Source organism: Rhizobium sp. TRM96647 (genome assembly GCF_025780115.1).
Classification (GTDB): Bacteria; Pseudomonadota; Alphaproteobacteria; order Rhizobiales; family Rhizobiaceae; genus Mycoplana.
The window spans coordinates 1-674 of sequence record NZ_JAOXHF010000044.1; the positions used below are offsets into that span (position 1 = coordinate 1).

Annotated in this window: 1 protein-coding gene; it reads left to right on the forward strand. The window is 66.2% G+C overall.

The window, feature by feature from the left end; genetic code table 11:
• Window positions 1-219 precede the first annotated feature (219 nt).
• Window positions 220-674, forward strand: a 455-nt coding sequence (locus OCK02_RS26110; RefSeq protein WP_263815563.1) for a right-handed parallel beta-helix repeat-containing protein, incomplete at its 3' end; no start/stop codon positions are given.

Here is a 674-nt window from a genome sequence, read left to right on the forward strand (position 1 = left end):
AATGCCTATAACGAGCGCGTCAGCAAGCTGATCGACGACTTCGGCAAGAAGGCTGCCGACCTCAAGGGCGGCTGGGGCGACGTCTCGCTCGCCGGCAAGTCGGGCACGACCGCCACCAAGGCAGATCTCCAGTCGTCGACCGAGCTGTCCTCCGTCAAGACCGCCGGCGTCACCGACGCCGCCGCAGAAACGCAGTCGGCTGCGGCCCCTGCCGACACCATGGCTGCCCGCAGCGTCGAAGCCGCAGCAGCGGCACCGGTTGCCGCCGCCGCCGCAACCTCGTCCGGCTTCCCGGATGCCTCGACCACCGGTGTTCCGGCCGGAACCACGCTCAAGGCCTATACCGGCCCGATGACCATCACCAAGGACGGCACGGTGATCGAGAACGCGATCATCAACGGCTCGCTGCGCATCACCGCCGACAACGTCGTGATCAAGAACAGCGTCATCAAGTACACCGGCACCTGGGGTATCGACGCCGAGGGCGCCAAGAACGTCACCATCCAGAACAACGACATCACCGGCCCCGGCTATTCCGGCACCGCCAATGCCGCCATCCTCGGCAGCGGCAACTTCAGCGGCAACGACATCTCCAAATCGGAGAACGGCATCGTCCTGCAGGGCGGCGCCAGCACGGTGAAGGGCAACTACATCCACGACCTCGAGGCGGCCGG